This window comes from Pseudomonas sp. Marseille-Q1929, assembly GCF_017316265.1.
GTDB lineage: Bacteria > Pseudomonadota > Gammaproteobacteria > Pseudomonadales > Pseudomonadaceae > Aquipseudomonas.
This window is the reverse complement of sequence record NZ_JAFLWU010000008.1, coordinates 171,151-197,590: the sequence shown is the minus strand read 5'-3', so window position 1 is coordinate 197,590 and position 26,440 is coordinate 171,151. Positions and strand designations below refer to the sequence as shown.

Annotated in this window: 22 protein-coding genes; 9 read left to right on the top strand and 13 right to left on the bottom strand. The window is 64.3% G+C overall.

Annotation, left to right across the window (positions count from 1 at the left end; all coding sequences use genetic code 11):
* Nucleotide 1: 1 nt before the first annotated feature.
* From J1G37_RS12485 to J1G37_RS12465, 5 genes are all read right to left on the bottom strand, one after another.
* Complete coding sequence (locus J1G37_RS12485; RefSeq protein ID WP_207042039.1) at nucleotides 2-847, bottom strand: ABC transporter permease subunit; 846 nt, start codon at nucleotides 845-847, stop codon at nucleotides 2-4.
* The gene (locus J1G37_RS12480; protein ID WP_207042037.1) at nucleotides 844-1,692 is read right to left on the bottom strand and encodes an ABC transporter permease subunit; all 849 of its coding nucleotides are present in this window, start codon (nucleotides 1,690-1,692) and stop codon (nucleotides 844-846) included. Before J1G37_RS12480 ends, J1G37_RS12485 begins: the two co-directional genes overlap by 4 nt.
* The gene (locus tag J1G37_RS12475; protein WP_207042035.1) at nucleotides 1,689-2,801 is read right to left on the bottom strand and encodes a glycine betaine/L-proline ABC transporter ATP-binding protein; all 1,113 of its coding nucleotides are present in this window, start codon (nucleotides 2,799-2,801) and stop codon (nucleotides 1,689-1,691) included. The genes J1G37_RS12480 and J1G37_RS12475 overlap by 4 nt, the downstream gene beginning before the upstream one ends.
* A gap of 89 nt (nucleotides 2,802-2,890) precedes the next feature.
* A complete protein-coding gene (locus J1G37_RS12470; protein WP_207042032.1) occupies nucleotides 2,891-3,739 on the bottom strand; it encodes a glycine betaine ABC transporter substrate-binding protein in 849 nt (282 codons plus the stop codon).
* Between the two features lie 383 nt (nucleotides 3,740-4,122).
* The gene (locus J1G37_RS12465; RefSeq protein ID WP_207042030.1) at nucleotides 4,123-5,061 is read right to left on the bottom strand and encodes an AraC family transcriptional regulator; all 939 of its coding nucleotides are present in this window, start codon (nucleotides 5,059-5,061) and stop codon (nucleotides 4,123-4,125) included.
* A 182-nt stretch (nucleotides 5,062-5,243) separates the two neighbouring features.
* Here J1G37_RS12465 and J1G37_RS12460 point away from each other — a divergent pair, with 182 nt between their 5' ends.
* Complete coding sequence (locus J1G37_RS12460; protein ID WP_242551550.1) at nucleotides 5,244-7,280, top strand: TonB-dependent receptor; 2,037 nt, start codon at nucleotides 5,244-5,246, stop codon at nucleotides 7,278-7,280.
* Between the two features lie 36 nt (nucleotides 7,281-7,316).
* On the opposite strand, the gene J1G37_RS12455 is transcribed toward J1G37_RS12460, so the two are convergent.
* From J1G37_RS12455 to J1G37_RS12445, 3 genes are read right to left on the bottom strand one after another with little or no spacing between them, the layout of a single operon-like run.
* On the bottom strand, nucleotides 7,317-9,494 hold the full coding sequence (locus J1G37_RS12455) for a TonB-dependent receptor (protein WP_242551549.1): 2,178 nt from the start codon (nucleotides 9,492-9,494) through the stop codon (nucleotides 7,317-7,319).
* A complete protein-coding gene (locus tag J1G37_RS12450; RefSeq protein WP_207042028.1) occupies nucleotides 9,491-12,559 on the bottom strand; it encodes an ABC transporter permease in 3,069 nt (1,022 codons plus the stop codon). The genes J1G37_RS12455 and J1G37_RS12450 overlap by 4 nt, the downstream gene beginning before the upstream one ends.
* Nucleotides 12,556-13,440: an ABC transporter ATP-binding protein gene (locus J1G37_RS12445; protein ID WP_207042026.1), complete on the bottom strand. Its 885-nt coding sequence runs from the start codon at nucleotides 13,438-13,440 to the stop codon at nucleotides 12,556-12,558. Before J1G37_RS12445 ends, J1G37_RS12450 begins: the two co-directional genes overlap by 4 nt.
* A gap of 233 nt (nucleotides 13,441-13,673) precedes the next feature.
* On the opposite strand from J1G37_RS12445, the gene J1G37_RS12440 reads away from it, so the two are divergent.
* Nucleotides 13,674-15,401: an ABC transporter ATP-binding protein gene (locus tag J1G37_RS12440; RefSeq protein WP_207042025.1), complete on the top strand. Its 1,728-nt coding sequence runs from the start codon at nucleotides 13,674-13,676 to the stop codon at nucleotides 15,399-15,401.
* Nucleotides 15,398-17,146, top strand: coding sequence for an ABC transporter ATP-binding protein (locus tag J1G37_RS12435; protein ID WP_207042024.1), 1,749 nt, complete (start codon nucleotides 15,398-15,400; stop codon nucleotides 17,144-17,146). Before J1G37_RS12440 ends, J1G37_RS12435 begins: the two co-directional genes overlap by 4 nt.
* Here J1G37_RS12435 and J1G37_RS12430 read toward each other — a convergent pair.
* Genes J1G37_RS12430 through J1G37_RS12415 form a run of 4 tightly spaced genes read right to left on the bottom strand, consistent with a single transcriptional unit; the run spans nucleotide 17,124 to nucleotide 20,926 of the window.
* Nucleotides 17,124-17,975, bottom strand: coding sequence for an alpha/beta hydrolase (locus tag J1G37_RS12430; protein ID WP_207042023.1), 852 nt, complete (start codon nucleotides 17,973-17,975; stop codon nucleotides 17,124-17,126). The genes J1G37_RS12435 and J1G37_RS12430 overlap by 23 nt on opposite strands.
* A 17-nt stretch (nucleotides 17,976-17,992) precedes the next feature.
* Nucleotides 17,993-19,285, bottom strand: a complete 1,293-nt coding sequence (locus tag J1G37_RS12425; protein WP_207042022.1) for an FAD-binding oxidoreductase — start codon at nucleotides 19,283-19,285, stop codon at nucleotides 17,993-17,995.
* Between the two features lie 44 nt (nucleotides 19,286-19,329).
* Nucleotides 19,330-19,752, bottom strand: a complete 423-nt coding sequence (locus tag J1G37_RS12420; RefSeq protein ID WP_207042021.1) for a RidA family protein — start codon at nucleotides 19,750-19,752, stop codon at nucleotides 19,330-19,332.
* A 34-nt stretch (nucleotides 19,753-19,786) separates the two neighbouring features.
* A complete protein-coding gene (locus J1G37_RS12415) occupies nucleotides 19,787-20,926 on the bottom strand; it encodes a tyramine oxidase subunit B (protein WP_207042020.1) in 1,140 nt (379 codons plus the stop codon).
* 187 nt (nucleotides 20,927-21,113) lie between these two features.
* On the opposite strand from J1G37_RS12415, the gene J1G37_RS12410 reads away from it, so the two are divergent.
* The 6 genes from J1G37_RS12410 to J1G37_RS12390 all read left to right on the top strand — a co-directional run bounded on the left by J1G37_RS12410 (nucleotide 21,114) and on the right by J1G37_RS12390 (nucleotide 25,451).
* Nucleotides 21,114-21,941 carry a helix-turn-helix domain-containing protein gene (locus tag J1G37_RS12410; RefSeq protein ID WP_207042019.1) on the top strand — a complete coding sequence of 276 codons (828 nt, stop codon included), beginning with the start codon at nucleotides 21,114-21,116 and terminating at the stop codon, nucleotides 21,939-21,941.
* Nucleotides 21,942-22,096: 155 nt separating this feature from the next.
* On the top strand, nucleotides 22,097-22,843 hold the full coding sequence (locus J1G37_RS12405; protein ID WP_207042017.1) for a response regulator: 747 nt from the start codon (nucleotides 22,097-22,099) through the stop codon (nucleotides 22,841-22,843).
* Nucleotides 22,840-23,916 (top strand): ATP-binding protein, encoded by a 1,077-nt coding sequence (locus J1G37_RS12400; protein ID WP_207042015.1) that lies wholly within the window; start codon nucleotides 22,840-22,842, stop codon nucleotides 23,914-23,916. Before J1G37_RS12405 ends, J1G37_RS12400 begins: the two co-directional genes overlap by 4 nt.
* Before the next feature lie 23 nt (nucleotides 23,917-23,939).
* Nucleotides 23,940-24,200: a hypothetical protein gene (locus J1G37_RS28990; protein WP_242551548.1), complete on the top strand. Its 261-nt coding sequence runs from the start codon at nucleotides 23,940-23,942 to the stop codon at nucleotides 24,198-24,200.
* Nucleotides 24,166-24,558 carry a hypothetical protein gene (locus J1G37_RS12395; RefSeq protein ID WP_242551547.1) on the top strand — a complete coding sequence of 131 codons (393 nt, stop codon included), beginning with the start codon at nucleotides 24,166-24,168 and terminating at the stop codon, nucleotides 24,556-24,558. Before J1G37_RS28990 ends, J1G37_RS12395 begins: the two co-directional genes overlap by 35 nt.
* Nucleotides 24,531-25,451 carry an ABC transporter six-transmembrane domain-containing protein gene (locus tag J1G37_RS12390; RefSeq protein WP_207042013.1) on the top strand — a complete coding sequence of 307 codons (921 nt, stop codon included), beginning with the start codon at nucleotides 24,531-24,533 and terminating at the stop codon, nucleotides 25,449-25,451. Before J1G37_RS12395 ends, J1G37_RS12390 begins: the two co-directional genes overlap by 28 nt.
* 18 nt (nucleotides 25,452-25,469) lie before the next feature.
* Here the strand turns inward: J1G37_RS12390 and J1G37_RS12385 are convergent, their stop codons facing one another.
* Nucleotides 25,470-26,411 (bottom strand): helix-turn-helix domain-containing protein, encoded by a 942-nt coding sequence (locus J1G37_RS12385; protein WP_207042011.1) that lies wholly within the window; start codon nucleotides 26,409-26,411, stop codon nucleotides 25,470-25,472.
* Between the last annotated feature and the right edge of the window lie 29 nt (nucleotides 26,412-26,440).

Sequence of the window (26,440 nt, the reverse complement as noted above, 5' to 3'; positions counted from 1 at the left end):
TTCACGTCCGCCGTGCCTGGCGCTGCAAGGCGCCGCGTGACAAGCGATCAAGCAACAGCGCCACCGCGACAATCGCCAGCCCGGCACGCAAGCCCAGGCCCATTTCCATGCGGGTCAGGCCGCGCGTCACTTCCGCGCCCAGGCCGCCCGCGCCGACCAAGCCGGCCAGCACCACCATCGCCAGCGACAGCAGGATGCATTGGTTCAGCCCCACCAGCAGCGTCGGCGCCGCCGTGGGCAATTCGATCTTGAACAGGATGTGCCGCGGGGAAGCGCCCATGGCCTGGCCCAACTCCAGCAAGTCCTTGGGCAGTTGCTTGAACGCCAGGGTGGTCAGGCGCAGCATCGGCGGGATGCCATAGACGATGGTGGCGATAATCGCCGGCACGCGCCCCAGGCTGAACAGCATCACTGCCGGGATCAGGTACACCCACGGCGGCACCGTTTGCATGATGTTGAGGATCGGCAGCAGCGCCGCATCCACGCGCTTGACCCGCGCCGCGAGGATGCCCAGCGGGAACGCCACGCTGACCGAAATCAGCACCGCCACCGAGACCAGCGCGATGGTCTGCATCGATGCCACCCACAGCCCGGCAAACAAACAGAACGCCAACATCAAGCCGGCGAATACGGCCACGCGCCAGTTGGCTAGCACCCACGCCAGCAGCACCACGATGGCAATCAACCCATAGGCATGGGGCGCGAGCAGCGCGGTCTCGATGGCGCCGAGGGTGGCTTCGATGATCTTGCTGATTAGCACGAACACACCGTGCAGGTTGGCATTCAGCCAATCAATCGCCGGCGCCAGGAAGGCACCGGGGGAGAAACGAAAGTCCGTCAGGTTCATTGGCTGGCTCCGGTGCGCGATTCAGCGGCGCTTTGGGCGAGGCGGTCGAGGATCATGGTGAGGATGACGATGGCCAGCGCGGCATTGATCGACTTGGCGATATCCAGGGTGCGCACCGCGCCGTAGATGGCTTCACCCAGCCCGCCGGAACCGACGATCCCGGCGATCACCACCATGCCGAACGCCATCATCAAGCTTTGGTTCACCCCCGCCATGATGCTCGGCATGGCGAACGGCAAGCGGATCTTGAAGAACATCTGCAGGCCGGTGACGCCGCTGGCGTCGCCCAGTTCGACGAACTCCTTAGGCGTCATGCGGATGCCCAGCGAGGTCAGGCGCAAGGCCGGTGGCACCGCGACAATAAAGGTCGCCAGCAACGCCGTCGCCGGGCCGTAGCCGAGCAAGGCGATTGCCGGCAGCAGGTAGATGTACGGCGGCAGGGTCTGCACCAGGTCCAGGCAAGGGTCGACCACGCGGTCGAACGCCGGCGCCAGCCCGGCCAACACGCCCAACGGTACCGCCACCAGCAGGGCCAGCAACGTGGCCGTGAGCACCAGCGCGAGGGTGCTGACGGTCTCGGGCCACAGGCCGATAAAGCTGCACAGCAGCAAGGCCAGCGCCGACAACACGGCAAACCGCAGCCCGACCATGCGCCAGCCCAACAGGCCGATCACCAGGGCGATCACATAGAACGGCGGCGCGGCGATGCACCACAGCACGCCCTTGAACACGCCGTTCAGCGCGGTGTTGACGGCTTCAAAGAAGAACTCGCCGTTGTCCTGCAACCACATCAGGCCCGCATCCACGGCAGCGTCGAACTGGGCGGAAAAATCCGGGGTCGTCATGGCGTGGTCTCCAGCACCGGCGCCACGGCGTGGGCGTCGTTGGGGATGCCTTGCACGCCACGCAGCAGATCCTTGGCCGTGATGATACCGACCACCACGCCGTGCTCGACCACCGCCAGCGGTTCCAGCTCGGCGCCGATGGTCAGGCCGATCAAGGCGTCGATGTCGGTATCGGGCGAAGTCTGCGGCAACCGCGAAAAATCGCACAGCGGGAAGGCCTGGCGGTACGCCGCGATGGGCGTCATCACCGAATGGGCCTTGACCAGATGCAAGCGCGAGATGCCCGCGACGAATTCGGCGACATAGTCGTCGGCCGGGTTCAGCACGATGTCTTCGGCGGTGCCGACCTGGATAATCACCCCGTCCTTCATGATGGCGATGCGATCACCGATGCGGATCGCCTCTTCCAGGTCGTGGGTGATAAACACGGCGGACTTGCCCAGCTCTTTGGTGAGCTGGCGGAATTCGTCTTGCAACTGGCGACGGATCAACGGGTCGAGCGCGCTGAACGGCTCGTCCATCAGGATGATCTCCGGGTCGGCGGTCAACGCCCGCGCCAGGCCGACACGCTGTTGCATGCCGCCCGAGAGTTCGCTGGGGTAGCGCGCGGCCCAGTCGGTCAGCCCGACCTTGGCCAGCGCACGTTCCGCCACCTTGTAGCGCTCGGCCTTGCCGACGCCCTGCACTTCCAGGCCGAACGCGGTGTTTTCCAGCACGGTGCGGTTGGGCAGCAGCGCCACGCTCTGGAACACCATGCCGATGTTCTTGGCGCGCACATCACGCAACTGCGCAGGCGACAACGCCGACAAGTCCTGGCCCTTGACCAGCACCTTGCCGGCGCTGGGGGTGATCAATTTGTTGAGCAAGCGGATCAGGGTCGATTTGCCACTGCCGGACAACCCCATGATGCAAAAAATCTCACCGCGGCGAACCTGCAGGCTCACATCCGACACCCCAACCACGCAGCTGAAATCCTGCAAGACCTGGGTTTTGCCAAGGTCCTTGTGGACGACGGCGTCCATCGCCGCCTTGGCGTTCTGACCAAAGATTTTCCAGACCGACTGGCAATCCACAAGCACTTCGTTGGTGTCTATTTTGACCGTTGTCATTGCTAAGCCTATTGAACCAGTCGGGCTGGTTTTTCTAATGGATCAGAACGCGTTGTCCGTACCTGGCAGTGGCAAAAATGCAGCGAAGATTATTGTTTGATATTGGCCCAGCGCTTCATCAGGTCGGCATGGTTGTCGGCCCAGCTGGAGACGGCCTGGTCCATGGTCTGGCCATCCTTGACCGCACCGTTGATCGCGGTGATATCGGCCAGGGGCACGTAGACGCTGGCGATGACTTCACGGGCATGGGGGTTTTCGGCGGCGAAACCTTTGTGGCCGATCCAGTAGTAGGCTTGCGGCGGGGCAAAGGAGCCTTTGGGGTCCTTGAGGAACTTGAGGTCGAACTTCTGCGCCATCCACGACGGTTCCCAGATGGTCACGGCGACCCACTCTTTACGGTCAACGGCGGACTTGAGGGCGGCGGTCATCGCGGCGGTACTGCCTTCGAGCAGTTGCAGCTTGAAGCCGTAGTCCTTCACCGCTTTGTTGGCATCGCTCATCAGGCCCGAACCCGGCTCGATGCCGATGATCTTGCCGCTGAACTTGTCGGCGTTGTCGTTGAGTTGCTCCAGCGAGTCGATATCGACGTACTTCGGCACGGCGATAGCCTGGTACAGGCCGTAGGAAACCGGCGAGAGTTTTTCCAGGCGATTCTTGTTCTTGTTCCAGTAATCCTGGGTGGCGTAGTCGGTCTGCGACGCCAGGACTTGCACATCACCCTTGGTCAACGCGGCATATGCAATGCCGACCTCGGAGAACTCGACCACCTTGACGGTGTAGCCGGCGTTTTCCAAAACCTTCTTGGTAATGCCGGTAATAGGGGTCAGGTCTTCCCACGACATGGTGCCGACGGTGATGGTTTTTTCTTCGGCCTGCACCGGAAGCGTCACCAACCCCACTAACGCAACCGCACAAACGGTTTTCCAAAATGTCTTCATGGCATGCCTCGATCTACGTTGTAGTTATAGTTTCAAACCTCCAGGGATGGAGGTCGGTGTGATGGGACAACAAGGAAATTCGGCACCGCAAAGGCGGCTGGGTGAAGCCAGACTGGCATGGGCAAAAGGGTCGGTCAATAGGATGTATTTTCTCTGTATACATATAGAATTCAGATAAAACACAATTGATATTATATTTTTCCGTTTTAATTCAACCGCTTAACCGCAGGTGTTAAAAAACCGACAGGTCGCTCTCAGGAAAGTCGTGGGTCGTTTTTGGAATGCTGTCTTGCCGGCAAAAGTGGGTGAAGGCGCTGCACCGGACACATCCCAGGCAAAAAAAAAGCCACTCGTACGAGTGGCTGTTTTTTGCGGCTTACGGGTCAATCGTGACCCGCACCGGCCTTGAAGCTCGACGGATTGATCCCGAACTGCTTGCGAAACGCCGTCGCAAAATGGCTGGCGTTCGCATAACCCAGGTCCGACGCCACCCGCATCACCGACGCCTCGCCTTCCATCAAGCGACTACGCGCCTGGGCCATGCGCGCTTGCTGGAACACGCCGTACACGCTGTTGGCAAACAGCTGGCGAAAGCCCCGCGTCAATTTCGGCTGGCTCATCCCGGCCTCCCGCGCCAGCGCTGGCAGGCTGGGCGCCTTGCCCAGGTCCGCGAGCAAATACTCGCGGGCGCGCAGCAGGCGTTGGCGGTCGAGGGGGCTGAGGCGGCAGGTGCAAGCGAGATTGCGCCGGGCTTGCAGGAACAGGCTCACCAGCGTGACGCTCTGGCCGTACAGCCACAGGCTGCTGCGCGGCTGGGACAGGTCCATGGCGTTGCACAGCAGGTGCGCGGTGGCGCTCATTTCGCCGCTGCGGTAGCCGTCGAGGAAGCAATGCTCACAGGCCAGCGCACTGCCCAGGATCGGATCAATCTCCACGTCCCACTGGGCCAGCAACTGCGGGTTGATCATCACGGTGATGTTGTCGATCTCCCCCTGCTGGTGATACAGGCCCTCGCGGCTGCGCCCGAAGCTGATGCTGCCGGCGCCTTCGTTGATCGCATGGCGTGTGTGCCGGCGGCCGTCGTGGAAGCTGCAATGGGCCTTGCCCTTGAGGCGATGGGTGAAGCTGAAGTGGATGCGTTCGCTGTCGTCCTGCAACGGCAGCTCCACCGCCTGCGCAAACGTGCTTTGCCAGCGCACGATGTCCAGCCCGCCGTGCAAGGTCACGCGGGTGACCCGGCACTGGTTGCCGGGGCCGAATTCGCCGCGATAGCCGTTGGCAATGATCTGCGAGACCGGCGTGGGCGCCTGAACAGCTGACATCGTTGAATCTCCCTGCTGACCGGATACGGCTCGAATCAGACCACATCGGGGTAGAGTCGCGCAATTGATAATCACTAGCATCTTGGCCGTTATCGCGACTCTCCAAAATCCTCAGCCAAGGCCCCATCATGTCGACTCGCCGACTCACGCAAAGTAGTTACACTATAACAATAGCTATCAGTTTGACACTCAGTCATTACGTCTACGCCGAAGCGGTGCAACTGCCCGCCTCCACCGTCACCGCACGCATGACGCAGGAAGACCCCAAGGACGTGCCCATCAGCCTCAGCGTGATCAGCGGCGAACAGCTGCGCGTGCAACGCCTGGACACCCTGGAAAGCGCCCTGCGCAACACCGCCGGGGTCAGCGTCAACTCGTCCGGTGGGCCGAATGACTTCAACGTGCTGATCCGTGGCGTGGGCTCGCTGTACCAGATGTCGATGGATGACAGCTCCGTCGCGTTCAACATTGATGGCGTGCCGGTGTCGTCGCGCAGCCTGGGGTTCGAGACCCTGGACGTGGAGCGCATCGAAGTGCTCAAGGGCCCGCAAGGCACGCTGTCCGGAGCGATCGGCCAGGCCGGCGCGGTGAACATCACCACCCGCCAGCCGACCCGCGAACTACAAGGTTATGTGCGCGGCGAAGTCGGCCAGCAAGGCCAGTTCCTCAGCGAAGGGGCCATCGGTGGCCCGATCAGTGACCAGCTCAGCGGGCGCCTGGCCGTGCGCAGTGCGGGCTACGACAGCTGGATCGACAACGACCAGAACAACCAACCGCTGACCAAGCCGCGCAACGAAGCCTTCCGTGGCAGCCTGCTGTGGGACGTCAGCGACGACACCCACGTGCTGTTCAGCGCCGAGCGGCAAAAGACCAAGCGCGCCACCAACTCCCTGGTGCTGCGCCCCTACGGCAGCGACCCGAGCCTGGATCTCAGTCCCGGCCTGTTCGATGACAACTACAAGACCACCGAGCGTTATGCGATCAAGCTCGATCACGATTTCGCCAACAGTCGCCTGACCTCCACCACCGCCACCAGCACCGCTGATTTCGAAGGCCTGATCGCCTACGACAGCAAGCTGATGGGCGCCCTCTACGGCACCCCGAGCGAGTTCTGGGTGGTGGATAAATCCTTCGAGCGCAGCTGGAGCCAGGACGTGCACCTGAGCGCCCTGCCCGACGCGGACGTGTTCTGGGTCACCGGCCTCGCCGCCACACGCAACGAGCGCAGCTACGACACGCCGCGCAATACCTACGGCACCTCCGGGGCGAAGTTCCGCGATTTCACCACGACCACCTATGCGGGCTATGGCGAAGCCACCTTCCCGCTGACCGAACGCCTGAAGTTGACCACCGGCTACCGCCATTCCTGGGACCGCAAGACCTATGACGGGCAGTATTTCGCCGGCAGCGACGCGGTCAACGATTCGCGCAAACTCACCGACCACTACGGCACCGGCCGTGCGGCCCTGAGCTACGCCATCAGCCCGCAGACCAATGTCTATGTGCAGTTGGCGCGGGGCTATAAGTCCGGTGGGTTCAATGACTACGCCTCGCAGGTCAGTGACAGCCAACCGTACAAGGCCGCCGTCAGCAAAACCGCCGAGCTGGGCTTCAAGAGCGAGACCGCCGACCGCCGTGGCAGCCTCAATGGCGCGCTGTTCTTCACCCGCGTCCACGACGACCACCTGCTCGGCTACGACGCCGCCACCTTTGCCACCAACGCGTTCAACGCCGACACCCGCACCCGGGGTGCCGAACTCGAAGGCAGTTGGCACTTCGACCACGGCCTGACCCTGGCCGCCAGCGCCACCTACCTTGACGCCAAGATCACCAGCGCGGTGCTGGGCATCCAGGCTGGCGACGTCAACGCCGGCAACCGCACCCCCGACGTGCCGCGCTGGAGCGGTAACTTCAACGCCAGCTGGAAACACCCATTGGGCAGCGTCGCCAGCCTCGGCGACACCACGTTGAACACCAGCCTCAACTACCACCTGGTGGGCGAACGCGCGGCCGATCCACAGAACCATTTCAACCTGGACAACTACGAGAAACTCGACCTGCGCGCCGGCCTCGAAAGCCGCTTCGGCGAGGTGTATGCCTTTGCCGACAACCTGCTGAACCAGACCTACGACACCTACGGTTTCTACAGCGACCCGGTGGCCTATGGCGCCCCGGCGCGCCGCCGCACCCTGGGCGTCGGCTACACCTATCAGTTCTGAATAAACCGGGGAGCCGGCGTGCCGACTCCCCGCGCCTCAAAACGCGTAGCTGTAACCCACCCCCGCCGAGCGCCCGCGTGCCGGCATACCGGTCAGCACTGAGTCGGTCGAGTAGGTACCGTACAGGTCATACCGCGCATCCAGCAGGTTGTCGCCCCACAGGTAGATTTCCGAACCGCCGCTTTCCAGGCCCAGGTGCAGGTCCAGCTTGGCGTAGCCCTTGAGGTCATAGTGATTCTGCGCGTCGGCCGGGCGGTTTTTCTGCACGCGGTAGTTGAGCAAGGTGTTCAGCCGTGGCGCTGGCAGGCCCAGCAGGTTCGGCAAGTCGCGCGTCCAGGCCATACTGAAATTGCCACTCCACAGCGGCACATCCGGGACACGGCTGCCAGCGGCCACATCGCCGCCGGAGACGCCCGGCGCATCAGAAGTCACCACCGCATTGGTGTAGCTCACGGCACTGCCCAGGGTCAGCTCGTCGTTCACATGCCAGGTCGTGGACAGCTCGGCGCCCTTGCTGCGGGTGTCGGCATTCACCGCGCTGACGGCCAGGCTGGTGAAGTCGTACCCAAGCAAATGGTCATCGGCGACACGGGTGATAAACAACGCGCCTTCCACACTCAGCGCACCGCCGGCACTTTCATGCTTGAAGCCCAGTTCGGCGGCATTCACTTTGGCTGCTTTGTACGGCTCGCTGTCCTTGACCGAGGTGGCGTAATCGTTGAACCCCGCCGACTTGTAGCCACGCGACACCACGGCATACAGGTTGGTCTGCGCGGTCAACGCATAGGCCAAGGCCACGCGGCCGGTGCTGTAGTGGTCTTGCAGTTGGCGGCTGTCGCCGGTCACCGCGCCGCCACTGGCGTAGTCAGCGCCGTAGGTCTTGCGGTCCCAACTGTGGCGCAGGCCGGTGGTGAGCTTCCAGCGCTCGGCAAGCGGCACGGTGATCTCGCCATAGGCCGCGTAGCTGTTGGTAGTGAAATCGCGCTGTTGCCAGGAGCCGTTGGTGAAGTTGTCCGAATCGAAACTGCGCTCGGACCGCGCCAGGTTCACCCCGCCGACCCAGAACACCTCGGCGTCCGGCAAGGAGCCCAGGCGCAGGTCCTGGCTCCACACTTGCTCGCGGGCCGTGTCTTCGATCAGGTATTCGAACGGCGCACCGTAGAGCGCGCGGGTGATGTTGCGGTCGTAGCCTTTGACCGCATTGAAATCGGTGCGGGTATAGGCGCTGATCGAGGTGAGTCGCGCCTGCGCCAAGTCGTGGTTGAGTTCGAAGGAGTAGCGCTCGTTGGTCTTCTGGTTGCCGTCAAACACGCCGGGGGTGTAGTCCAGGCTCGGGCGGTTGCCGAACGGGCGCAGCATTTCCAGCCCGGCGTAATGCTCGGCGCGTTGGCGCTCGGCCACCAGCAGGCCGCTGGTGCCGCTGTCGTTGTCCCACAGCAGGCTGCCGCGCAGGGCCAGGTCGCGGGGACGGGTCAACGGGTCGCCGTCTTGCTGGTCATCGACCCAATTGTCAAAGCCCGAGCGGCGCACGGCGATGCGCCCGGCCAAGGTGTCGGTCAATGGCCCGCCCAGCGCGCCCTCGGTCATGAATTGGCCTTGCTGGCCGACTTCGCCGCGCACATAGCCTTGCCCATCGCGGGTCGGCTTGCGCGTGGTGACGTTGATCGCGCCGGCCTCGCTGTTGCGCCCCAGCAACGTGCCCTGGGGGCCCTTGAGCACTTCCACTTGCTGCACATCCAGGGTGGCCATGGCCGCGTTGCGCACCGACATCGGCACGCCGTCCACATTCAGCTGCACCGAGCCGTCATCCATGCTCATCTGGTTCAGCGAACCGACACCGCGGATGCGCACGTTGGCATCGTTGGCGCCGCCCCACGAATTGACGTCCACCCCCGGGGTGGCGCGCAGTGCGTCTTCGAGGGTGCGCAGGCGCCGGGTCTCCAGGGCCTGGCCGTCGAGCACCGACAGGCCGAACGGGATGTCCTTGGCGCTCTCCTGATGCAGCCGCGCGCTGACCGTCAGCGGCGCCAGCTCGAGGGTCTCGGGGCTCGGCAGATAGTCGGCGGCAAACGCGCTGCACATCTGGCTGGACAGGGCCAGGGCCAAGGCTTGAGTGAGCACGTTGGCGCGCCAGCCTGGCGGTCGGTGCAGGGGTTTGAGGGTCAATTGGGCAGGCATGTAGAACTCCAGGGATAAGGGTTTCAGGACATTCATCGCGGTGTTCCCCAGCGCTGGCGCGCCTGGGTCACCACGGCTTCCGAGGGCGCGCCGAGCAGGCCCTGGATCGAAACGGGCCATCCCTGGCCAGTGCGCACGGCGGCAGTCATTGCCAGCAGTTGTTCGGGACTTTGGCGGGCGACCCAGTCGAGGCTGGCCAGCGGCGCATAGAACGCAGCCCAGCCTTCTGCACGGGCGTTGGCCAGGGTGCCGACGGGCTCGCCGTCGCTGCCCAATGCGCGGGTCAGGTCATCGGCCATCAGCGCGATCAAAGCGGCGCGGGCCTGTGGACCGTCCACCTCGCCCACACACAGCAAGCCCACGGCGCCGGCCACGCCTTGACTGAGCCACACATGCCCCGGTTGTTCGCGCAGATCGCTGGCACTGAGCAGTTGTTGGCGGGCCAACAGTTCGGCGATCTGTGCACGCCGCGCCCAGCGCCCGACGCCGCTGGCCGCCACGTCCCAGTGAGGTGTCTGGGCCAGCAGCAGGTGCGCATTGCTCAGGCGACTGGCGCCCATGCCGCTGGGCCACTGGCTCAATTCGCTGACGGTCGGGCTTGCGCCCAGGCGCTGGGCCACGCACGCGGTCATCGCCGTAAGGTCCTCGCGCACTTCGCGGGCGGTGTGCTGGCGGCTGGCATCGGCCAGCACCTGCACACCGTCGAGGTGTTGGGCCGAGGCCAGTGGCGTCAGGCGGTAAGCGAAGTCCAGGGGATGCTGGCTGTGGCCGCTGAACGGCTGCCCATCCAGGCTGATCGTCCATTGCCAATCCCCGGCCGGGGCCACGGCTTGCGCCGCCACGGCCGCGCCCATCGGTAACACCGGCATCAGCGCGGGCAACCCGGCGGCAATGCGTTGCGCGGGGGCACGCAAGGCGCGCTCCGGGTCCAGGCCCAGGCGCGGCAGCACCCGGCGCGCTTCCAGCCACGTGGCCTGGGGTGTCAGCCACAGGCCGTCACCGTCGGCGGGCCAACCGCTGGCGCTGAGCGTCCAGTGCAACGTCACGCGGCACCCTGCCATCGCACACGTACCCAAGGGGATGCGCAGGTGGTCGCTGGCCTGATCGACGGCGACCGCTTGGCCCATGACACTGGCGCCGGTCACGTGCAAACCCCGTGGCAGTTCGGCGTCCAGATGGCCGTTGGCGGCGATCACCCGGTCCAGGCGCCACTGCCCTTGCACCTGGCGACGCACGCTGTCGATCTGCACCTGCACCTGTCCACCGGCGACTTGCCACGCGCCGGCATCGGCCAGCCAATGCTGTTCCCAGGCGGCACGTTCGGCCAACTCGTCGGCGCTGGAGCGGTAATCACCCTGCTCCACCAGGTGGCGATGCAGCAACACACCGCTGCCGAGCAGGCCCAGCACGCCCAGCGCCAGCAGCGCCGCGGGCACACGTCCCATGCCACGGGGCGCAAACGAGGCCGCCACCGCCACCATCACCCCACACCCCGCCAGCTTCCAGCCCGCCAGCGTCGCCAGGTACGGCCACCACGGCGCCCAGCCGGTCAACGCCGACAACGCCACATGGGCGGGGATGGCCATTTCATAGGGCGGGTAACTCACCAGCCCCAGTTCATGGTTGAGCACCAGGAAAAACGTCAGCAGCATCGACGTCGCGTAAGCCAGGCCGGCGCGGCGGATCAGCGTGTGCACCAACAGAGTCAGCATTGCCAATTCCAGCAACGGCGGTGCGAACACCAGCAGTTGATAGGTCAGCACAAAACCCGGGGCCAGGCTTTGCGGTGCAACCAGCGCAGTGATCAACAGGCTGGCGGCACCCGGCACCAGTGCCAGCAGCAACGTCGCCACCGCCACACACAGCACCCGCCCGAAGAGGCGCACCCACGCCGGGGCCGGCGTGGCGTGCAGCATCGCGCCCAGGCCTTCGACGTCATCGCGTCGGCACACCAGCCCCACCAGCGCCGCCAATACAAACGCCAGCACCAGGAACAGCGCGCTGGACAGCAACGGCAAGCTCAAGTCCGCCCTCGGCAACATCGGCCCACGGGCGTGCCACACCCCATGAACAAAGCCGCTGAGCACGCCCATCACCATCAGCAGAACCAGGGCCAGCCACCACACCTTGCGGGCGAAGACCTGGCGTGACTGCCAACGGGCTTCGTACCACAACGCCCGAGGCCAGTGGCTGCGCAGCACGGGGCCGAGCACCGCGGTACCCTCGGCCAAGCGCATCGGAGGCTCTGCCAGTACAGCGCCGGAACGACGCCCCATCAGGCCCTCGCGCGTGGTGCGCGCCAATACCCAGGCCAACAGCACCAATGGCAGCGCACACCACAGGCTGCGGTTGAGCCAGAAGCCTGGGGTCAAGGCCAGCAGGGCCTCGGATTTCTGCGCCGCCGTCCAGGTTTCCACCTGGGCCTGGGCAAAGGTAAACAACGACGGATCAAGGCTGGCCGCCAACAATGGGTTGATCTGCCCGCCCTTGAGCACCACCACCGCAAACATCCACAGCAGCATCAGCACGGTGGCCAACGCAAACGGCGCCGCCAACCCGCGACTGCGCAACGCCAGCAAGTAATACAGCGCGCCGATGCCGGTGCTCACCGGCAACAGCAAGGCCACCCAGGCGAACCCCAGCGCCGACCATGCCGGCGCGCCGATGCTCGCCGCCGGCACCCAGCCCAGCCAGGCAAGGATCGGGCTCAGTAAAAAGCCCACCACCAGGGCACTGGCGAGCAACCCGCCGACCATCGCCGCGCCGATAAAGCGTCCCCACAACAGCGCCGGCAGCGACACCGGGAACGCCAGCAGCACTTCTTCCAACTGCGCCTTGCGGTCGCGCAGGGCCGGCTGGGCAAACACCCAGGCCCAGGCAAAAAACAGGAAGAACATGCAGCCGCAGGACATCAGGTAGATCAGGCTCGGGGCGTTGCGCGGGATCTCACTGGCGCCCATTTTCTGCACGTAGTCGGCGTTGGTCAGGGACATCAGTAAGTAGCCGGCCAGGCCGAGGAACACCAGCAAGGGAATCCCGCTGCGCAGCCCGGCACGCAGTTCCACCCAGGCTTCGCGGCGCATCAAGGCAAAGTGGTTCATGCGTCGGGCGCCTCGCCGGCCTGGGCCAAGGCCAGGTAATAGATATCTTCCAGGCGCGGGGCGTGGGGCGTAAAACGCGGATCGAGGGGCCGTTCGCCGTGCACGATCACCCGACTGCCTTGCGGAGTGGCCGCCACATGCAACGCGGCGGGCAAGGGTTCGCCACGGCCAAACGGCGCTTGCCACAAGCGCCCCTGCTCGGCCTCCAGCAGGTCCGCCGGGCGGCCTTCGACGATGATCCGCCCAGCGGCCAGGACGGCCAGGCGACTGCACAGGTTCTCGACGTCTTCGACGATATGGGTCGACAGCAGCACAATCGACTCGGCGGCAACATCCGCCAGCACCCGGTGGAAACGGTTGCGTTCCGCCGGGTCGAGGCCCGCCGTCGGCTCATCGACAATCAACAAACGCGGCGCGCCCACCAGCGCGATGGCAATGCCAAAGCGGCGCAGCATGCCGCCCGAATACGTGGCCAGCGCACGGTGTGCGGCGTCTTGCAGGTTGACCTTGCTCAGCAGACCTTCAATTTCCTCGCGGCGTTGCCGGGCATCGGTGCGCCCCTTGAGCCAGGCGAAGCGGTCGAGCAGGTCACGCGCGCTCACGCCGGGATAAGCGCCCAGTTGCTGCGGCAGATAACCGAGGCGTTGGCGCAGGTGATTGCCGTCAGCCAGTACGTCTACGCCATCCAGATGAATACTGCCGGCGTCGGCCGGTTGCAGCGTCGCCAAGGTGCGCATCAGGCTGCTTTTGCCGGCGCCATTGGGCCCCAGCAAGCCATACATGCCGGGGCCCACGCTCAGGTCCACGCCGCGCAGCGCTTCGACGCCGTTGTTGTAGCGCTTGCGCAGGCTGCGCACTTGTAAACCTGAATCGACTGACATCTGCCACTCCAAGGACACCGGTTGGGGGAAATACCTGCCCGCGAAACAGGCAGCCTGGAACGGTAGCCAGGGCCACCCACGGGCCTCTACCCGATTCAAGTCATTTTCCAACCGTATCGCGCCACCGGTACGCCTCGGCACCTGGATGCGGGGCTAAATCGACCCGATGCGGGTAGCCCACCCCTCAGGAATGACTAGCATCGTTGGCCCCGCCACGGCCCTACGGAACCCTGATGACAACTGCCCTGGACACCTTGAAACGCCCGGTCAACCCGCTGATTCGCCTGGGTGTGCTGTTTGCCGCGATTGGCGCGCTGGTCAACCTGGTGCCCTTTGTCGGCCTGACCGAGTTGGCCCGGCTGCTCCTGGCCGGCAACGCCGCGCGTCACACCTTGTGGTCATGGGCCGCGCTGGTGGTGATCGCCCTGAGCCTGGGCTGGATGGCCAACGGCGTGGCGCTGTGGCTCACCCACGTGGCCGACCATCGCCTGCAAGCCGGCTTGCGCGACGCGATGGTGCGCAAACTCGGGCGCGTGCCCCTCGGCTGGTACAGCGACACCACGTCCGGCGCGGTGCGCAAAGTAGTGCAGGATGACCTCGAAGACCTGCACCACCTGGTCGCCCATCACGCCGTGGAACTCACCGCCGCGATCGTCACGCCCCTCGCCGGGCTGGCGTGGCTGGCCAGCCTGAACGGCTACCTGGTGGGGCTGGCGGTGCTGACCCTGCCGGTCTATGCGCTGGCCTACGCCCTGATGATGCGCGGCTTCGGCAGCAAGATGCAGTTGCTGGACCAGAGCATGACCCGGGTCAGCGCGGCGATTGTCGAGTTCGTCCACGGGATTGCGGTGGTCAAGGCCTTCGGGCGCAGCGGCCAGGCTCATCGCAGCTATCAGCAGGCGGTCAACCAGTTCAGCCAGCAGTACGCCGGTTGGGTGCGCCCGTTGCTGCGCCTTGAGGCGTTGTCGTCGATGGCCCTGAGCGTGCCGCTGATTCTGCTGGTCAGCCTGGGCGTCGGCAGCCTGATGTTGGCGCGGGGCTGGGTCACGCCGCTGGAGTTGTTCGCCGAAACCCTGGTGGCGGTGGTGATCCCGCAATCGCTGTTGGTGATCAACCAGAGCCTGACCGCGCAACGCACCGCGCTGGCGGCTGCCACACGTATCGAAGCCCTGCTGAATATCGACGAACTGCCAAGCCCGACGGCAGGCCAGTTGCCCGAGGGCAGCGCCGTCACCTTCGACAACGTGCAGTTTGGCTATGACCGCGCCCACTTGATCCTCGACGGTATCACGCTGCATTGCCCAGCGGGCACTGTCACTGCGCTGGTGGGGGCATCGGGAGCAGGCAAGTCGACCCTGGCCAAGTTGGTGCCGCGCTTTCACGACGTCAACGTTGGCCGCGTATTGGTCGGGGGTGTCGATGTGCGCCAGATCGACCCGCACCAACTGTACCGGCACGTCGGCTTTGTGCTGCAGGACGCACAACTGGTGCACGGCAGCGTGGCCGACAACCTGCGCCTGGGCCGCCCCGAGGCCAGTGACGCGGACGTGCAGGCGGCCGCGCGTATGGCGCAGATCCACGCGCGTATCGAGGCGCTGCCCCGTGGCTATCAGTCGGTGATTGGCGAGGACGCGATGTTCTCCGGCGGCGAAGCCCAGCGACTGTCCATCGCCCGCACGCTGCTGGCCGATACGCCAGTGCTGATCCTCGACGAAGCCACCTCCCACGCCGATCCAGAATCCGAAGCGCTGATCCAGGACGCGCTGTCGGCGCTGGCCAGAGGGCGCACGGTGCTGGTGATCGCCCATCGCCTGGCAAGTATCCGCGGGGTCGATCAAATCGTCGTCCTCGATCACGGCCGCGTGGTGGAGTGCGGCCGTCACGCTGACCTGCTGCACGCCGATGGCGCCTACGCCCGCTTGTGGCGCGCCACCCACCCCGACCTGGAGATGTCCTTGTGATCCGCAGCCTGCTCACCCTGTTGGGCCCGGCCCATGCCGCGCGCCTCTACCGTTACCTCGCCTGGCTGGTGACCAGCGCCGTGCTGCAAGGCTTGGCCGTCGCGTTGTTGGTGCCGATCCTGCGCGCACTGTTCGCCGGCGACTTGCCGACGGCACTCGCCTGGCTGTGTGCCCTGGCGGCGATGGTGGTGCTGACGTGCATCGCCCACTATCAGCAGGCAATGCAGGGTTTTGCCCTGGCACTGTTGGTGCTGACGACCCTGCATGATCGCCTTGGCCAACACCTGATGCGCCTGCCCCTGGGCTGGTTCAACCCGGAAAAGGTCGGGCGCCTGTCGCGCAGCGCCACCAGCGGCACGTTGATGGTCACCGGTCTGTTTGCCCATTACCTGGGGCCGGTGGTGTGCGGGGTGGTGGTGCCGGCCACGGTGGCCCTGACGCTGTTTGTGTTCGATTGGCGCCTGGGCCTGACCGCCGTGCTCTGTGCCCCGCTGATCTACGCCACCCATCACTGGTCGGCCAACGCCATTGCAGCCAATGACCAGCGCGTCGAAGCCGCCGCAACACTTGCCGGCAACCGTGTGGTCGAGTTCGCCCGCTACCAGCCGGTGCTGCGCGCCTTTGGCCAGGCACAGGGCGGCTATGCACCGTTGCACGCGGCCAACCTGGCGCAAAAACACGCGGGCGGCTCGATGCTGGCGCAGACCTTTCCCAAATTGCTCGCCGGTGGCCTGACGGTGCAACTGGCCTTCGCCCTGCTGGTGGGCGTCGGCATTGCCCTGGCGGCAACCGGTGCAATCGACGCCATCCAACTGGTCGCGCTGCTGGCCCTCGCCGCCCGCTTCGTCGGCCCCTTGGCCGAAGCTGCCGCGCGCAGTGGCCTGCTGCGCATGGCCGGCAACGACCTCGATCAACTGGTGGGTATCCTGCGCGAACCCGGCCTGCCAGAACCGGCCAGCAGCCAGCCCCTGACGGCGCCCGGCAGCCTCGCGTTTGAACGCGTGCGCTTTGCCTATCCCAGTGGCCCATTGGTGCTCAAGGACCTGACCTTCAACGTCCCGGCCCATTCCATGACCGCCATCGTCGGCGCCTCGGGTTCGGGTAAAACCACCATCACCCGTCTGTTGATGCGCTTCTTCGATACCAGCGAGGGCCAGGTCAAGGTGGGTGGCGTGGATGTACGTGAGCTGTCCAATGCAGCGTTGATGGCGCAACTGTCCCTAGTGATGCAGGACGTGTACCTGTTCGACGACAGCCTGGAAGCCAACATCCGCGTCGGCAGCCCCGACGCCAGTGCGCAGCAGGTGGCCGAAGCGGCGCGCCTGGCGGGGGTCGATGAAATCATCGCCCGCCTGCCCCAAGGCTGGCACACCCCCGTGGGCGAAGGCGGCGCCAGCCTCTCCGGCGGCGAACGCCAGCGCGTATCCCTGGCCAGGGCCCTGCTCAAACGCGCGCCGATCCTGTTGCTGGACGAAGCCACTGCGGCGCTCGACCCGCAAAACGACGCTTACGTGCAAGCCGCTATCCGCACGCTGATGCACAGCGCCACGGTGCTGGTGATTGCCCATCGCCTGCCGACCATCATGGCGGCCGACCAGATCCTGGTGCTGGATGACGGGGGGTTGGTGGAGTGCGGCACCCATGCGCAGTTGCTGGGGCAGAATGGCCGGTATGCGGGGTTCTGGAGGGAGCGCCAGCGGGCCGGGGGGTGGCGGCTGGAGGTCACTCTAAACCATCGGACTTGAGCTCCCTGAGAAACCCAGAAACCAGCGCATTGAACACCTCGCCCTGATCGTCGTGCACGTAGTGACTCGCGTCCGCCACCTCTACGGTGCGAATATTCGGGTTACAGGCGGTCATGGCCTGCAGCGTCGCCGCCGGCAGGAAATCCGAGCGGCCGCCACGAATAAACAGGCTCGGGCAATCCAGCGCGCGCACGGCTGGCCACAGGTCCGTCGGCTCGATACTCAGGCGCGCCTTGGCAATGCCCTGTTGATCATGGCGCCAGGTGACCCCATCGCCGCTCTCCTTCATCGAATGCGCAAGCCTGGAGGTCAGTCCCTGCTCCGACAGCCCAGGACGTGACGCCTGCCAGAAAGCGCGGGCCAGCTCCCAGTTCTCGAACTGCAAGGGTGTCTGGCTCATCTCGCGTCGGATACGCGCCGCGCCATCGCCCTGGCTGGAAGAGCCGGGACCGATGTCTTCAATCATCAAACCCAGCAACCGACCCGGGTGCTGCCGCGCATATTCAAGGGCGTTGGCACCGCCCAGGGAATGCCCCAGCAACACAAAACGCGCGAGCCCCAGATGCGCAACCCAATCTTCCAGATCCTCGACATACGACTGCGTGTGGTAAGTGTCGGGGCTGGCCCAGTCACTCAGTCCGCGACCGCGCTGGTCCAGGGCGTAGATGCAGTAACCCGGTCCCAGGGATTGCACCAGTGACTCCCAGGTTTGCGCATAGGCCCGCAAGCCATGCAACAACACCAACGGCACCCCGCTGGGGTCTCCCCAGTGCAAAAAATGCAGGTGCAGGCCTGAGCGATTGGTAAAGAAACAGCTGTCAGAAGCCATGGGTTGATTCCTTGAATTCAGAAACGATCGAAGCGATAGGGGCTTGGATCAATGATCGGTGTATCGCCGCTGACCAGATCCGCCGCCAGGTGACCTGCGGCGGGCGAAGTGCCGAAGCCGTGTCCGGAGAAACCAGTGGCCACGGTCAGCCCGGGGATCTGCGCAACCGGTCCGATCACCGGGTTGGAATCCGGCGTGACGTCGATCGTGCCGGCCCAGGCCTGGGCGATCCGCGCCTGTTCGAACACCGGCCAGGCCGCTATCAGGTTAGTCATTGCAGCGTTGTTGAGCCGTGGGTTGGCGGCGGGGTCTTGCACCCTCACCCGCTCGAACGGGCTGACGTTGTCGGCATGCCAGCGCCGTGCAAGCTTGAGGTCATCCAGAAAAGGTTTGCCCAACGACACATTCAGCACATGGCGCTGCGCACGAAATTGCGGCATGTACTGTTTGGCCAGCAACAGGTGATCCAGGGTCAGGAAGGCGTCCAGTTTGCCGCGCTGGGTGATGATGAACCCGCCGTCCTTGTGCTTGCGAAACGAGAAGTCCGGCGCTCCGACGGCAATCTGCGTCGGCCCTTCCATGGGGTGGGTGCGCAGTACCGAGCAGGTCAACGGCAAGGTGGGCAACGCCACGCCCAGGTTGCCGAGGAAACGGCGCGACCACATGCCCCCGGCAAGCAACACGTGATCACAGCGGATCTCGCCTCGCTCGGTGACCACGCCGCTGACCACACCGGCTGCCATCTGCAAGGTCCGCACCGCGCACTGCTCGACAATCACCACCCCCATGGCCATGGCCGCCTTGGCAATGGCGCTGCTGGCCAAGGTCGGTTCGGCACGCGCATCAGACGGCGTGTAGATGCCGCCGGCCCAGTCGCCTCGGCCACCGGGTACCAACCCGTCGATCTCATGCGCGCTGAGCAGGCGCGAATCCAGCGACAAGTGCTCCACGGACTTGAGCCAGCCTTCATGCATCGCCATCTGCTCCGGCGTGCGCCCGACAAACAGGATGCCTTCCTGGCGATAGCCGACATCCGCCCCCACCCGCTCAGGCATCTGTGCCCACAAGCGGTCGGCGGCCAGGGCCAGGGGAATGTCGGCGGCATGCCGGCTGGTCTTGCGCACCCAGCCCAGGTTGCGTGAGGACTGCTCGGCGGCGATACGGCCCTTTTCCAGAACCACCACCGGGATGTTGCGCTCGGCCAAGGTCAATGCAGCGGTCAGGCCGATAATCCCACCGCCAATGATGACAACGCTGGTGGCAGCAGGAAACGCGGCGGATGTGTTCACAGGCGCAATAGTCGGTGCCATGATCAAGACTCGGTGATGGGAGAAAAGGAGCGACCGCTGGGCGGTTACGGCGCCAGGCGGATGACTTCAACCTGGGCCTTGGCCGCATTGCGATAGGCCGTCACTTCCAGCTCGACCTTGTACACCGTCGACCCCAGCGGCGGGCACGTCACGGTGCTGGCCGGGTCGACGCCGCGAAACTTCTCGCCGATCAGGCCCATCACCGCCGGTACGTCCTTGGGGTCCTGGATGAACACCCGTGAACACACCACGTCCGCCAGGCTTGCATCCACCGCCGCCAGGGCGGTTTCGATGTTGGCGAAGACCTGGTGCGTCTGCTCCAGGATGTCTTCCGGGATCAGCTTGGTCTGCGGGTTGCGACCTGCGGTGTTGGACACGTAGATCCAGTTGTCCACGACCACCAGGCGCGAATAGCTGCCCATGTCTTCGTAGGGGGAACCGGTCTTGAGCTTGATGATGTTGGTCATGTCGAATGCCTCTTCAGAGTATGTGTCGGGTGGCTCAGCGCAGCACCGGGGTGTCCCACAGGTTCAAGGAGACGCCGATGCCTTTTTCAATCGCGTTGCGGTACACCACCGTGCCCCAGGCCACGTCTTCGACGGGCATGCCGCCCACCGACAGGATGATGATTTCCTCATCGTTCCTGCGTCCGGGCGCGGCACCGGCGATGATCTTGCCGATGTCTTCGACGTCTTCGAGGCGCAGCTTGCCTTCGGCGATCATGTCCATGAAGCGCACGCCAATCACGGGCACATTGTGGTGCGCGGGTTTGGGCAGTTCGGCAAACCAGGCTTGGTACAGGCCGGTGTTGTCCAGCACCTTGCGCACGTCGGGCTGTTCCATGCCGTCATCGAGTGAGCAGGACGCCGGCATCGCCAAAAACGTGCCCGGCTTGACCCACTCGCGCCGCACTATTGGGTAGATCGAGGGGTCGCCCGTCTCGCCGGAGCTACAATAAGTAACAAGATCTGAATCGCGGACCAGCGCTTCGAGGCTGTCCACCACGGTTAGTGTGGTGATTTGCGGGTAGGTGACGTTCACCCACGCGATAAAATCCGTGAGGCTCTTCTGCCCGCGACCTTTGATCTTCAGCGTATCGATCTGCGGGCACACCGCCATGAAGGCCGACAGCGTGGTCTTGCCCATCACCCCCGGCCCGAGCAGGCCGACCACTTTTGAATCTTTACGGGCCAGGTGGCGAGCGCCCACGCCGGGGATCGCGCCGGTGCGATACGCCGACAGCAGATTGGCCGACATGTGGGCCAGTGGTGCGCCGGTATCGGGGTCATTAAGGGTGAGCATCAGGATCGAGCGCGGCAGGCCCTTGTCGCGGTTGGCGATATTCGAGCCATACCACTTCACGCCTGCGGTGCCAAAGCTGCCGCCCAGGTAGGCCGGCATGGCCATCATGCGCCGGTCGGCCGTGGGCTTGGGCATGTTCGGGAACGGTGAGTCCTTGGGAAAGACCACCATGGCGCCATGGGAATCATTGTTCGGCCCGGCCATGCGGTAGTCGCCGGCATAGAGCAAACCGAACATCTCCTCCATGGTGTTCACACAGGCCAACATATCCGTCACGCCCGCGCGGATCATGTCCTGCTCGGAGAGGTAGATAAAATCGATTTTTGTTGTAGTCGCCATAGTCGTTCCCGAACCGAAGGTGATCGCGCTGCGGTAGGCGCAGCTCCACGCTGTCGACGTCGAGTATCGAGGCGGCGATGCCGGCGCGTATTGTAGATTTCGGACACGCACGCAGCGATTTTGCAGCGCGAGTTGGCGCGAATCCTGCGTGATTTTTGCTGCCTCACCACCGACCGAAAATGCCGACATGATCAAGCCGCACATCACGACGTCACGTCCCCACACCGCGAACGAACAACCCTGGTTCGTGCTGGGTTCTTCACGCTATTCGGTCATGCCCTCTGCACACCCGGCCATCTCGCATTTCTATGCGTTCGACGTGGCGCAATCGTCCACCGTACTGGCGGTGCCGGATGGCTGTGTGGACGTTGTCTTCGACTGTGATGCGAGCCGCCCCAGCGCCAAGATCTGCGGCACGCCGCTGACGGCGCAGGCAGTGGATTTGCACAAGGGCCACCATTACTTCGGCGTGCGTTTTTCACCCGGTGTCATTCCGGGTTTCATCGACGTGCTGGCGGCCGACTTGACCGAGCGCGAACTCAACCTGCTGGAAGTGTCGCGGTTTGCGCAACGCATCTTCGACAACATCGTCCAGGCACCGCTTTTGGCGGAACAGATGCGCCTGTTCAATGACTACCTGGCCCCTCGGCTGACGGGCAAGTCCTCGAACCTGACGAGCATGGTGATTCAACAAGCCCTGCGTCATCGCGGGGCTATCCGCATCCAGCAGCTCGAAGACCTCAGCGGTTTCACCAGCCGCACCCTGCACCGCCAGTTCAGCCAGGACACCGGCCTGTCGCCCAAGGCGTTCTGCCGGATCATCCGGTGCCAGGCGGCGCTGGACGCCCTCAATACCCAGCCCGACGTGTCGTTCTGCGAACTGGCCCTCGACCTGGGGTTTTCCGATCAGTCGCACTTCCTGCGCGACTTCAAGAAGCTGGTCAGCACCACGCCCTGCGACTACCAGCGCCAAATGCTGCAGAACGCCTACACCGACCGCATCAGCTACGCCTGATCACGCGGTTCGCGAATAAATTCGCGTCTCCATCGTTTCTCCACAAAACCTCCCATGAAAGCGCACGTTTGGGGTGCACACTGGCCTTCGTTGCCCTTGGGTGATTCGTCATACTGCGACGATCCCAGTGCACCTGACCCAGACCCGAGCCCGCCATGACTGAATCGCCGCTTGCATCGACACCCCAGGACTCCACCGGCAAACACCAGGCCTTGGTGCTGATCGCCGAAGACGAGCCGGAAATCGCCGACATCCTCGCCGCCTACCTCAAGCGCAGCGGCTTCCAGACCGCCCATGCACTGGACGGGCGCCGTGCCCTGGAACTGCACCAGACACTCAAGCCCGACCTGGTGCTGCTCGATGTGCTGATGCCGCAGCTGGATGGCTGGATGGTCCTCGCCGAGATCCGCCACCGCGGCAACACCCCGGTGATCATGCTCACCGCACAAGACCAGGACATGGACAAACTGCTGGGCCTGCGCATCGGTGCCGACGACTACATCGTCAAACCGTTCAACCCGGCGGAAGTGGTCGCCAGGACCCAGGCCGTGCTGCGCCGCAGCGTCGATCATGGCTACGGCAGCGGCCAGCGCGTGCTGCGCGTGCAGGCATTTGAGATCGATATCGACAACCATGAAGTCAGCGTGCAGATCGATGCCCACAAGCATCCACTGCACCTGACCGTCACCGAGTTCCGGCTGTTGGCGCAACTGGCCAAGGCGCCCAAGCGCGTGTTCAGCCGCGCCGAACTGCTGGCCCTCTGTGCCCCCGAAAGCGACAGCCTGGAACGCACGGTCGACAGCCACATCAGCAAGTTGCGCCGAAAAATCGAAGACCTCGGCGTGCAAGGCGTACCGACCAGCATCCGTGGCGTCGGCTACCGGTTCGGGAGCCACCCATGAAGGTCGTCAATGGGTTGAGCCGGCAGATCATTGTGTCGATGTCGGCCGTGGTGCTGTGCGTGATTGCCCTCGCGGTGGTCGGCTCCTACGTGTTCTACGCGGTGCTGTGGACGTTCTGGCCACCGTCGGACCTTGACGTCGATGAGTGGCTGCCCACCGGCATGGAATGGGCGTGGATGGGCTTGACCACCTGCATCAGCCTGGCAGTGGGTGCCGTGGTCGCGATCAAGCTGTCCCGGCGCATTCTCATGCCCCTGAATTCCGTCGCTGCCAGCCTGCGCCGGCTGGCCGACGGCGACCTCGATGCGCGGGCCGTGGCGCCCGACCTTTCATTGGGAGAGACCGCCGTGTTGGTGGATGACTTCAACAGTATGGCCAAGCGGCTGCAACGCATGGCGGAAGAACAGTCGTTCTGGAACGCCGCCATCGCCCATGAACTGCGCACCCCGCTGACCATCTTGCGTGGCCGCTTGCAGGGGCTGGCGGAAGGTGTGTTCGAGCCGGACAAGGCGCAGTTCTACAGCTTGCTCACCCAGGTTGAAGGCCTGACGCGCTTGATCGAAGACTTGCGTGTCGTCGGCCTGGCGGACAACGGCTACCTGGAAGTGCACATCCAGCACGCCGACCTGGCCGAGGAAATCGAGGCCGACGCGCAACTGTTCGAGCCCAGCCTGAATGCCAGTGGATTTACCCTGCACCTGGACCTGCTCAAGCACCCCGTGCAGTGCGACCCGGCGCGAATCCGCCAAGCCTTGCTGGCCCTGCTGGACAACCTTCGACGGCATGCCACGCCCGGCAATGTCACCGTGCGCCTGGGCAGCTCGGACGGCCTCAACACCTTGAGTGTCGCGGACGAAGGCCCAGGGATCGATGAAGCCTTCGTCGCGCAGATTTTCGACCCGTTCCAGCGCGGCGAAAGCTCGCGCTCGCGCGCCCAGGGTGGCAGCGGGCTGGGGCTGGCCGTGGTGCGGGCGATTGCCCTGGCCCATGGCGGCAGCGTGACCTGCCGCAACCTGGAGAGCGGCGGCACGTTGTTCGAACTGAGCTGGCCCGACCACCCCACCGACCTCTGAATTCAACCGGCCCAGGTGAAGGCATGCGCCTCTCTATGTTTGGTTTCAATAGAGCCACACCCTATCGCCACTTTGCCTTACTGGACACACACGGACGCTGTATTGCTTTCAAGAGCTGCGAAGGGATGCCACAGAACGGCAGGTGGGTACACGTCAACGAAGTCAAGCTCGCCTGGTTGAACCGGGCGTTGCCTGCGGGCGCCTTGGCTGCGTCAACCGACCTTTGTGATTCACACACGGATTGCATCTATGCCCCTCAACCATCGCAGTCGAAACCTGATTGACCTGGCCCAACTGGAAGACTCGGTAAGGCTGTATAGCGCCAGGCTCAGAAAGTTGCAGCGCTTCTGGATCCCCCTGCAAAAACAGGCACCGCGCCTGGTGATGGTGCTGTGGGTGCTTGGGGTGACGGCGTCGCTGTTCACCCAGTCGTACGCCCACTGGATGTTCACCGCGCCGGCCATCTGCCTGTTGATTGTCCTCGAGATCGTCATCGAGGAAATGCAGATCGACCTGCTGCTGATGAGCGAGGAGGCCCGTTACCTGCTCGACATCACTCGCGGTCTGTATACCGACTCATTTCGTCCCCCTACAGCGCTCCACACAGGTGCCTCATGCCCTCCGCCACACCGCAACGCGTAATCGAACAGGCCCAGACCCTCGGCCAGCAATCCGCCAGTCAAACCCTCAAGGCCATCGCCAGGGCCTATCCTGGCAAGTTGTTTGCCACCTTGTCGCTGGTGGCGTTGGAGAACGCACTGCTGCTCGCCTACCCGCTGTTCGCCGGGTTCGCCGTGGACGCCATGATCCGCGGCGATGGGACTAACGCCCTGTTCTATGCGCTGGTGGTGCTGGGGTTCTGGGTGGTGGGCGCGGCGCGACGGGCATTGGACACCCGCACGTTTACGCGCATCTACGCCGACCTCGCGGTACCGGTGATCCTCAACCAGCGCCAGCAGCGCCACAGCACGTCCAAGGCCGCGGCGCGGGTGGTGCTGGCGCGGGACTTCGTGGATTTCTTTGAAAAACATGTGCCGATCATCGCTACCGCGCTGGTCTCCATTGTCGGCGCGGCGGCCATGCTGCTGGTGATCGAGCCGTGGGTCGGCCTGGCGTGCCTGGTGGCCTTGGTGCTATGCGTGACCGTGCTGCCAGGCTTCGCCCAGCGCAACGAGCAACTGCATGAGCGCTTGAACAACCGCTTGGAAAAGGAAATCGGCCTGGTGGAAAACGTCGGCGCCCACACCCTGCGCCGCCACTATCAAGTGCTGTCGCGATTGCGAATCTGGCTCTCGGACCGTGAAGCCATTGCCTTCCTGTCCATCGGCTTGCTGGCGGCGTTGCTGTTTGTGATCGCCATTACGCAGTTGTCCCTCGCACCTGCGGTGAAGGCCGGGCATATCTACGCGGTGATGACGTATTTATGGACGTTTGTCAGTTGCCTGGATGAAGCCCCGAGCATGGTCGACCAGTTGGCCCGGCTCAAGGACATCGGCAAGCGCGTTGACCCCGGGCTTGGCGACACGCCCCGCTGAACCCGCCGCCACTGCGCTTCAGCGTATCGCCCTAGGCGTTTCCGACGGCGACTCGCCAAACAGCTCACGGTAATGCGTGGCAAAGTGGCTCAGATGAAAAAAGCCCATCGCCACGGCGATCTCGCCAACATTATGGGTGCACGCCGAGGTGGCGTTCAGGCGTCGGCGCACGGCATTGAGGCGCAGGTTGCGCAGGTATTCCACCGGGCGCATGCCGGTCACGGCCTGGAAACTGTTCTGCAGGGTTCGCCGGCTCACCCGCAGGTGTTCGCACAGGTCGAGAATGCTCAACGGATTGTCACCACTGGCGTCGATCAAGTCCTGGCAACGCTTGACCAGGTAAGCACTGACAGAGACATTGCCACGCCGGCAACGCACCTCATCGGTGGCGTTGCTGAACAGATCGAGGAACGCGTTGAGCAACTCGTCCTCGAGCATTTTTTCGGCGGTTGGGCCGATCGCGTCGGACTGTTCCACAAGGTGACAGAACAATGGGTAGATACGTTGGCGGATGCGCGCCAGTAACGCATCGTCCACGCTGAGTTGGGACGTGGTTTTCAGCCGCTTGAGTTGCTCGCTCGACAACTCGAACGCCGCCAGCTTGGCGAAACGTACCGTGTCGATATTGAACGCAAAGAAGTGCGTGCCCTCGGGCGCATGCAACACAAACTCCTCGCCATCGCGCAACAACACCACGCTGTGGGAGCCCACCTGCTGGCCCTGCACCACCGGCGCGCCGCCCAATGACATGGCGGCGCACAGCCGCCCTTTGGGCGCGTAACCGCGCTGCACCACGCGCTTGTCCAAGACTTCCTGGAACACCTGGAAGCGGTCGGCGGCCAACTGCCGCAGCTCGCTCGTCAGGCAGCCACGCCCCAGTTGGTCATACACCTGCCGCCAGCCGTGGATGGACCCGGCGTGTTGTTGAGGGTCATTGAAGGTTCGTGCTTCAGCCAGCATGGTCGTCGTTCCTCGGTAGCCCCGTCCGT

What these genes read in the sequence shown, in the direction of transcription:
- J1G37_RS12450 (WP_207042028.1), bottom strand. Translation starts at nt 12,559, where the DNA reads ATGAACCACTTTGCCTTGATGCGCCGCGAAGCCTGGGTGGAACTGCGT.
- J1G37_RS12395 (WP_242551547.1), top strand. Translation starts at nt 24,166, where the DNA reads ATGCCCCTCAACCATCGCAGTCGAAACCTGATTGACCTGGCCCAACTG.
- J1G37_RS12410 (WP_207042019.1), top strand. Translation starts at nt 21,114, where the DNA reads ATGATCAAGCCGCACATCACGACGTCACGTCCCCACACCGCGAACGAA.
- J1G37_RS12405 (WP_207042017.1), top strand. Translation starts at nt 22,097, where the DNA reads ATGACTGAATCGCCGCTTGCATCGACACCCCAGGACTCCACCGGCAAA.
- J1G37_RS12475 (WP_207042035.1), bottom strand. Translation starts at nt 2,801, where the DNA reads ATGACAACGGTCAAAATAGACACCAACGAAGTGCTTGTGGATTGCCAG.
- J1G37_RS12415 (WP_207042020.1), bottom strand. Translation starts at nt 20,926, where the DNA reads ATGGCGACTACAACAAAAATCGATTTTATCTACCTCTCCGAGCAGGAC.
- J1G37_RS12385 (WP_207042011.1), bottom strand. Translation starts at nt 26,411, where the DNA reads ATGCTGGCTGAAGCACGAACCTTCAATGACCCTCAACAACACGCCGGG.
- J1G37_RS12400 (WP_207042015.1), top strand. Translation starts at nt 22,840, where the DNA reads ATGAAGGTCGTCAATGGGTTGAGCCGGCAGATCATTGTGTCGATGTCG.
- J1G37_RS12425 (WP_207042022.1), bottom strand. Translation starts at nt 19,285, where the DNA reads ATGGCACCGACTATTGCGCCTGTGAACACATCCGCCGCGTTTCCTGCT.
- J1G37_RS12420 (WP_207042021.1), bottom strand. Translation starts at nt 19,752, where the DNA reads ATGACCAACATCATCAAGCTCAAGACCGGTTCCCCCTACGAAGACATG.
- J1G37_RS12465 (WP_207042030.1), bottom strand. Translation starts at nt 5,061, where the DNA reads ATGTCAGCTGTTCAGGCGCCCACGCCGGTCTCGCAGATCATTGCCAAC.
- J1G37_RS12390 (WP_207042013.1), top strand. Translation starts at nt 24,531, where the DNA reads ATGCCCTCCGCCACACCGCAACGCGTAATCGAACAGGCCCAGACCCTC.
- J1G37_RS12485 (WP_207042039.1), bottom strand. Translation starts at nt 847, where the DNA reads ATGAACCTGACGGACTTTCGTTTCTCCCCCGGTGCCTTCCTGGCGCCG.
- J1G37_RS12455 (WP_242551549.1), bottom strand. Translation starts at nt 9,494, where the DNA reads ATGAATGTCCTGAAACCCTTATCCCTGGAGTTCTACATGCCTGCCCAA.
- J1G37_RS12430 (WP_207042023.1), bottom strand. Translation starts at nt 17,975, where the DNA reads ATGGCTTCTGACAGCTGTTTCTTTACCAATCGCTCAGGCCTGCACCTG.
- J1G37_RS12440 (WP_207042025.1), top strand. Translation starts at nt 13,674, where the DNA reads ATGACAACTGCCCTGGACACCTTGAAACGCCCGGTCAACCCGCTGATT.
- J1G37_RS12470 (WP_207042032.1), bottom strand. Translation starts at nt 3,739, where the DNA reads ATGAAGACATTTTGGAAAACCGTTTGTGCGGTTGCGTTAGTGGGGTTG.
- J1G37_RS12445 (WP_207042026.1), bottom strand. Translation starts at nt 13,440, where the DNA reads ATGTCAGTCGATTCAGGTTTACAAGTGCGCAGCCTGCGCAAGCGCTAC.
- J1G37_RS28990 (WP_242551548.1), top strand. Translation starts at nt 23,940, where the DNA reads ATGCGCCTCTCTATGTTTGGTTTCAATAGAGCCACACCCTATCGCCAC.
- J1G37_RS12480 (WP_207042037.1), bottom strand. Translation starts at nt 1,692, where the DNA reads ATGACGACCCCGGATTTTTCCGCCCAGTTCGACGCTGCCGTGGATGCG.